6 protein-coding genes and 1 pseudogene are annotated in these 6,966 nt (G+C 73.8%); 4 read left to right on the plus strand and 3 right to left on the minus strand.

Features of this window, described 5'->3' with window-relative positions; genetic code table 11:
* Positions 1-99: 99 nt before the first annotated feature.
* From AF1_RS31000 to AF1_RS31010, 3 genes are all read right to left on the minus strand, one after another.
* Positions 100-573, minus strand: a complete 474-nt coding sequence (locus AF1_RS31000; protein WP_067807508.1) for a copper chaperone PCu(A)C — start codon at positions 571-573, stop codon at positions 100-102.
* Positions 570-1,235 carry an SCO family protein gene (locus tag AF1_RS31005; RefSeq protein ID WP_067807511.1) on the minus strand — a complete coding sequence of 222 codons (666 nt, stop codon included), beginning with the start codon at positions 1,233-1,235 and terminating at the stop codon, positions 570-572. The genes AF1_RS31000 and AF1_RS31005 overlap by 4 nt, the downstream gene beginning before the upstream one ends.
* Positions 1,236-1,314: 79 nt before the next feature.
* Positions 1,315-1,935 carry a hypothetical protein gene (locus AF1_RS31010; protein WP_165488491.1) on the minus strand — a complete coding sequence of 207 codons (621 nt, stop codon included), beginning with the start codon at positions 1,933-1,935 and terminating at the stop codon, positions 1,315-1,317.
* 278 nt (positions 1,936-2,213) lie between these two features.
* Between AF1_RS31010 and AF1_RS31015 the strand changes: the two genes are divergently transcribed.
* From AF1_RS31015 to AF1_RS31030, 4 genes and pseudogenes are all read left to right on the plus strand, one after another.
* The gene (locus AF1_RS31015) at positions 2,214-3,662 is read left to right on the plus strand and encodes a cytochrome ubiquinol oxidase subunit I (RefSeq protein ID WP_067807519.1); all 1,449 of its coding nucleotides are present in this window, start codon (positions 2,214-2,216) and stop codon (positions 3,660-3,662) included.
* Positions 3,663-3,688: 26 nt separating this feature from the next.
* Positions 3,689-4,807, plus strand: coding sequence for a cytochrome d ubiquinol oxidase subunit II (gene cydB / locus AF1_RS31020; protein WP_084263499.1), 1,119 nt, complete (start codon positions 3,689-3,691; stop codon positions 4,805-4,807).
* 7 nt (positions 4,808-4,814) lie between these two features.
* Positions 4,815-6,428: a thiol reductant ABC exporter subunit CydD gene (gene cydD / locus AF1_RS31025; RefSeq protein ID WP_067807522.1), complete on the plus strand. Its 1,614-nt coding sequence runs from the start codon at positions 4,815-4,817 to the stop codon at positions 6,426-6,428.
* Positions 6,425-6,966, plus strand: a pseudogene (locus AF1_RS31030) (thiol reductant ABC exporter subunit CydC); the annotation flags it as partial. The gene cydD and the pseudogene AF1_RS31030, both read left to right, overlap by 4 nt.

The raw sequence follows: 6,966 nt of genomic DNA on the forward strand, positions 1-6,966 counted from the left end.
GAAGCCGCCGGCGGCCAGCCCGGCGACGCCGGCGCCGCCCGCCGTGCCGAGCAGCCACCGCCGGCTGACGCCGCGCCGCGTGGTCGGTTCCCCCACCGGTCACCGGTCCCCGGGCCGGTAGCCGGCGGGCTGGACGGGGGCGTTCACGGTGATCGGGGCCGAGGTGGCGAACCGCAGCGTCATCGTGACGGTTTCGCCCGTCTTCGGCTTGCGGTGCAGCCCGATGAACATCACGTGGTAACCGCCCATGCGCAGCACCAGCCGGCCGTGGGCGGGGACGGCCAGCGGGCCGGCCTCGGTCATCGAGCCGTCCGGTTTCGTGGTGTGCACGGTGACGTGCTTCGCGAGGTCGCTGGTCACCGAGGTCAGCGTGTCGGCGTCCCGTCCGGTGTTGGTGATCGTGAAGTAGCCGGCCGTCATGTCGGGCATCGGCGGCTCCTTGACGTACGCCCCGCTCACCGCGAGGTGCGGCCCGTCAGGGCCCTTGTCCTCGGAACCCTTGTCGTTCGAGCCGCAGGCGGCCGTTCCGGTGGCGAGGAGGAGTGCCGCGAGCGCGGCGGCGGCCCGCTTCACAGCGCCCCCTTGATGATCTTCGGAAGGTCGGCGGAGTACTGCCGGGTCGTGGTGCCGGATGTGTAGATCATGTGAACCTTGTCGTCTGCGGGGGAGAAGGCGAGCACCTGCGCGCCGTGGTTGACGGTGTAGGAGCCGTCGGCGTTCTTGCGCGGCTTCTCCACGGCGATGCCGAGGCTGCGCGCCGCCTTCTGGGTCGCGTCGAAGTCGCCGCTGAGCCCGGTGAAGCGGGTGTCGAACGCGGCGAGCCACCGGTGCAGCCGCTTCGGGGTGTCGCGGTCCGGATCGGTGGTCACGAAGACCACCCGCAGCTTCCGCTGCTCGGCCTGCGGCAGCTTCTTCACGGCGTTGGCGATGTCGGCCATCGTCGTCGGGCACACGTCGGGGCAGTGGGTGTAGCCGAAGTACATCAGCACCGGCTTGCCCGCGGTCTGCTTGACCAGGTCGAACGTGCGGCCCCGGTCGTCGGTGAGCGTCAGGTCGGGTTTCGGCAGCGGCCGGTCGAGCCGGATCGCGGTGCCGGAGGGGGGCGTCGCGGCGTCGGGGCGGCTCGCGGACGGGGTGCCGCCGCACGCGGACGCGGTCAGCGAGACCGCCGCGACCACGAGGGCCGCCCGGACGGGCACGGCCGTCCGGGGGGAGGCGTGCAGAAGGGCACGCATGAAGCCTCCAAAGGGCGAGGAGCGTCGGCGACGCAGGGTGGAGCGCGCCGTACCACCGGCACGGCGGAAAGGGGTCGGCTCAGGCCGTCGCCGGGAGGGGCGGGCCGCGCCGGACCACGGCGTGGTCCAGCAGCGGGGTCTCGCCCCGTCCGGTCTCCTCGGTGAAGCGGCGGCGCGGCCGGAGCCGCGGGTCGAGCGGGCGGCACGCGGCGGGCCGCGCGAAGACGGCGGCGAGGAGCGCGGCCAGCGGACCGGCGAGAACACCCGCCGTGCGCCGCGAGATCCGCACCATCCGCCAGACGGCGTGCTCGCCGCGGTGCATGGCCCAGCCGAGCAGGAACGCGGCCGCCAGGTGCACGGCGAACATGTCGGGTCCCGGCATCAGCTGCACGCCCATGCCGTGGTGGCCGGGCATCGCCGGGGCGTGCTGCGCGGGGGCCTGCCCGAAGCAGAACACCACGTGCAGGATCATCTGGCCGCACAGCAGCATCGCGGTGATGGCGTGCCTGGACCGTTCCCGGCCCGCCAGCGGCGTCACCAGGCCCATCGTGAGGACCCATCCGGCCAGCAGCGACGACCAGGGCAGCCCGGCGCCGGAGACCGCGGAGTGGGCGGACGCCGACACGGCCGTGCACACGGCGGAGAAAGCCGCCGACCTCAGCAGCCGCATGCCGCCGTCAGCGCGCACCCTCTCGCTCACCGTGTCCGGACCCATGTACTACGAACCGTAGTACATGGGTTCGCGGAGTCCGCCGCACCCCCCTGCCGACCTCGGCGGGCACGGCCGGCGCGGCGCACGCACCGGCCGTCGCGGCGGGCGGCACCGCACCGGGGGCGGCCGCAACTTGATCAACGATTGACCCCGCGGTGCCTTTCGGAATCGATCAGCCGGGAAATGTGCCCAGTGCATCCCCGGTGCGGGCGGCTTTCCGATGGTGCTCTGCCGCCGAGATCTCCGACGGCGGGGAAGGGAGCGCGGTGGAGACGACAGCGGTTCTGGACCGATGGCAGTTCGCGGTCACCATCGTGTACCACTTCCTGTTCGTGCCGCTCACCATCGGCCTCGCCTGGTTCGTCGCCGGGATGCAGACCGCCTGGCACCGCACCGGCAAGGAGCACTACCTGCGGATGACGCGGTTCTTCGGGAAGCTCTTCCTGATCAACTTCGCGCTGGGGGTCGTCACCGGAATCGTGCAGGAGTTCCAGTTCGGCATGAACTGGTCTGTCTACTCCCGGTTCGTGGGGTCGGTGTTCGGGGCGCCGCTGGCGATCGAGGGCCTGGTGGCGTTCTTCCTGGAGTCCACCTTCATCGGACTGTGGATCTTCGGCTGGGACCGGCTGTCCCCGCGCGTGCATCTCGCGATGATCTGGCTCGTGGTGGCGGGCACGACGCTGTCCGCCTATTTCATCCTGGCGGCGAACAGCTGGATGCAGCGTCCGGTCGGCTTCGAGATGAAGGACGGGCGCGCGGAGATGACGTCGCTGTGGCACGTCCTCTTCCAGCCGCTGCAGATCACCCACTTCTTCCACACGATCGCCGCCTCGCTGATGACGGCGGCGCTCCTGGTCATCGCCGCGTCCGCGTACCGGCTGCGCAAGGCCCGGCGGGAGGACGCGGGTCAGGCCGGCGCGGGACGGGTGGACGCGGGACGGGTGGACGCGGACGTGACGCTGTTCCGGGCCGCCGCGCGCGGGGCGCTCTGGGTGACGGCGCTGGCGTCCCTCGCGGTGATCATCGTGGGGCATTTCCAGGCGCAGATCCTGGTCGAGCACCAGCCGATGAAGATGGCCGCGGCCGAGGCGCTGTACGAGACGCAGGCGCCCGCGCCGCTCTCCCTGCTGGCGATCGGGCCCTGGGAGAAGCACCCGAAGCGGACCAACGTCGACATCGTCCTGCCGCACGGCCTGTCGGTGCTGTCCACCAACGAGTGGAACGGCGAGATCCGCGGGATCAACGACATCCAGCGCGAGTACCAGCGGCGGTACGGGCCCGGCGACTACACGCCGATCATCGGCAGCATCTACTGGTCGTGGCGGGTGATGATCACCATCGGGTTCCTCGGGGTGCTGTACGGCGCCTTCTGGCTGTGGTTCATCCGCCGGCGCGGGTGGCGGCGGTCCCGCTGGTTCGCCTGGACGGCCTACGCGTTCCTCGGGCTGCCGTTCCTCGCCAACACGGCCGGGTGGCTGCTCACCGAGATGGGACGCCAGCCGTGGATCGTCCAGGGCCTGCTGAAGACGCACGCCGCCATCTCCCCGACGGTCGGCAAGGGCCACGTGATCGCGACGCTGGCCGGCTTCACCGTGGTCTACGGGGTGCTCGCCGCGATCATGGGCTGGCTGATGGTCCGCGCGATCAAGGCCGGCCCGGAACGTCCCGCCCCCGAGGTGACCCGCGAGGACTCGCTGCCGCCGATGCTCTACTGACCCGGCCAGTCGAAAGGCGCACCACCATGCAGACCGCAGGGCATTTCGACCTCCAGACGCTGTGGTTCGTGCTGATCGCGGTGCTCTGGATGGGGTTCTTCCTGCTCGACGGCTTCGACTTCGGCGTCGGGATGCTCTACCCCTTCCTCGGCCGCGACGACCCGGAGCGGCACGCGCTGCTCGCCACGATCCTGCCCGTGTGGGACAGCTACGAGGTGTGGGTCATCGTGGCCGGCGGCGCCACCTTCGCCGCGTTCCCCGGCTGGTACGCGAGCATGTTCTCCGGCTTCTACCTGGTCTTCTTCGCGATCCTGGTCGCGCTCATCGTGCGCGGCGTCGCCATCGAGTACCGCAACAAGCACGACGACCCGGCCTGGCGCCGCCGCTGGGACATCGCGATGCCGATCTCCAGCGCGGCGATCCCGTTCCTGCTCGGCGTCGTGTTCGCCGCCATCACCCGCGGTGTGCCGATGGACGCCCGCGGCGATGTCAGCGGCGGCCAGGGGGTGCTGTTCAGCGGGTACTCGGTGCTCACCGGGTTCGCGCTCGTGGCGGCGTTCGCGCTGCACGGCGCGCTGTTCCTCGCCATCCGCACCGAGGACGGCCTGGAGACGCGGGCGCGCCGCACGGCGCTGGCGCTGTGGCCGGTCGCGGCGGTGCTGCTGATCGCGTTCACGGTGTGGACGGCGGTGCAGGCGTCGTCGTCGGCGCCGTATCCGGTGCCGGTGTACGTGCTGCTCGGGCTGGGCCTGCCGGCGGCCGCCGCGTCCGGTCCGCTGGCCTGGCTGAGACGTCCGCTGGCCGCGTTCGCCGGGACGTCGGCCGCGACCGTGCTGCTGGTCGCGGCCCTGTTCGCCCGGCTGTATCCGCGGGTCATGGTGTCGTCCACGTCCGGCTCGCCCAGCCTGACGATCTACGGCACCGCGTCCAACCACTACTCGCTGGTCGCGATGACGATCATCGCCGCCGTGTTCGTGCCCGTCGTGCTCGTCTACCAGATCTGGGCGCTGTGGGTGTTCCGGGCACGGCTCTCGCGGGCCGACTTCGCGCGCCCGCCGACCCCGCTGCACATGATCACGCGGGAGCGGGGGACGAGACGGGGCGACGCGTCGTCCGGGGGCGCGCCCGCCGGGGGCGGGGAGTAGGCCGCCGATGCGCGCGCTCGATCGCCTGCTGCCGCGGGACGTCCCCGGCATCCGCCGGTTCCTGGCGGCGGCGGGCGCGCTCGCCGCCTGCTCGGCGGCGCTCACCATCGCCCAGGCCGCGCTGTTCGCGCACATCGTCGTCTCCGGTTTCCTCGGGTACCGCGACGTGCGGGACGTCCTGCCGGCGCTGCTGTGCTTCGCGGGGGCCGGCGCGGCGCGGGCCGCGATCGGCTGGACGCAGGAGACCGGTGCCCGCACGGCGGCGTCCCGGATGGTCGGCGAACTGCGCGGACGGGTACTGGACCGGCTGGTGCGGGCGCGTCCCGGCAGCGTGCCGTCCGGCGAGGCGGTGACCGTCACCACGGACGGCGTGGAGGCGCTGGAGACCTACATCGCCCGGTTCCTGCCGCAGTTGACGACCGCCGCGCTGGCGCCGCCCGCGATCCTCGCGTGGGTCGCGTTCCGGGACGTCCCGTCGGCGGTGATCATGGCGGTGACGCTGCCGCTCATCCCGCTGTTCGGGGCGCTGATCGGCCGGTCGACCAAGGCGAGGACCCGGGAGCGGTGGCGGGCCCTCGCCCAGATGAGCGGGCACTTCCTGGACGTGGTGAACGGGCTGACGACCCTGCGCGCCCACCGCCGGGGCCGCGCCCAGGCGGCGGCCGTCGCCGCGACCACCGACCGCTACCGGCGGGAGACGATGCGGGTCCTGCGGGTCGCGTTCCTGTCGGCGTTCGTCCTGGAACTCGCCGCCACCCTCGGCACGGCGCTGGTCGCGGTCGGCATCGGCCTCCGGCTGACGACCGGCGACCTGGGGCTGCGGGCGGGCCTCGCGATCCTCGTCCTCGCGCCGGAACTGTACGGGCCGCTGCGCGGGCTCGCGGCCGAGTTCCACGCCGGTGCGGACGGGCTGACCGCGTCGCGGCGGCTGTCCGCGCTGCTCGCGCTGCCTCCCGCCGTGCCGCCGCCGGCGCGCCCGCGCCCGGCCGGGTTCGGGGTCGTCCGGATGGCGGACGTCACCGCCGGATACGGCGGCCCGCCCGTGCTGGCCGGGATGTCGCTGGAGATCCGCCCGGGGGAGCGGACGGCGCTCGTCGGGGGCAGCGGCGCCGGCAAGAGCACCCTGCTGGCGCTGCTCATGCGCTTCATCGAGCCGTCGTCGGGGCTCATCACCGTGGCCGGGACGGACCTCGCCGCGGTCGACCCGGACGAGTGGCGGCGGCTGGTCGCCTGGCTGCCGCAGCGTCCGCGGCTGCGGCCCGGCCCGGTGCTGGCGGCCATCACCCCGGCCGAGCCCGGCGGGCTGAGCCCGGTGGCCGCCGCCGAACTGGCCGGCGCCGGGGCGCTGCTGCACCGCACCGTGGGCGAGGCGGGCGCCGGGCTCTCCGCCGGGGAACTGCGCCGCCTCGCGCTGGCGCGGGCGCTGGCCCGCCCGGCGCCGCTCCTGCTGCTGGACGAGCCCACCGCCCACCTCGACGCCGCCACCGCCCGGCGGGTGATCGACGCCGTCCTGGCCCTTCGCGGGCGCACGGTGGTGGTCGCCACGCACGACGCGCGGCTGGCGGCGGGCGCCGACCAGGTGATCGACCTGTCCGGGTCCCGCGCGGGAATCCTCACGTGAGCGGGCGCCCGCTGGCGGCGATGCTCGCCGCCGCCCGGCCCGTCGCGCACCGGTTCGCCGCGGCCGCGCTCTGCGGTGCGCTCGCCTTCGGCTCGGCCGTCGCGCTGATGGGCACCTCCGGCTACCTCATCTCCCGCGCCGCGCTCCGCCCGGAGGTCGTCACGCTGGCCGTGGCGATCACCGCGGTGCGTGCGCTCAGCCTGTCGCGGGCCGTGTTCCGCTACGCCGAGCGCCTGATCTCCCACGACGCGAGCCTGCGGCTGCTGCGGGAGCTGCGGGTGCGGTGGTTCCGCCGGCTGGAGCCGCTCGTCCCGGCCGGCCTGCCGGGCGCCCGCTCCGGCGACCTGCTCAGCGGATTCGTCGCCGACGTCGAAGCCGTGCAGCACCTGTACCTGCGCGGGCTGGCCCCGCCGCTCGTCGCGCTCACCGTGGCCGCCGGGTCGGTCGCCGCCACCGCGTGGCTGCTGCCCGCCGCCGGGCTCTGGCTGGCGCTGGGCCTGCTGCCGGCCGCGCTCGTGCTGCCCGCCGCGGCCGTCGC

The sequence above is a fragment of the Actinomadura formosensis NBRC 14204 genome (assembly GCF_001552155.1).
Classification (GTDB): Bacteria; Actinomycetota; Actinomycetes; order Streptosporangiales; family Streptosporangiaceae; genus Spirillospora; species Spirillospora formosensis.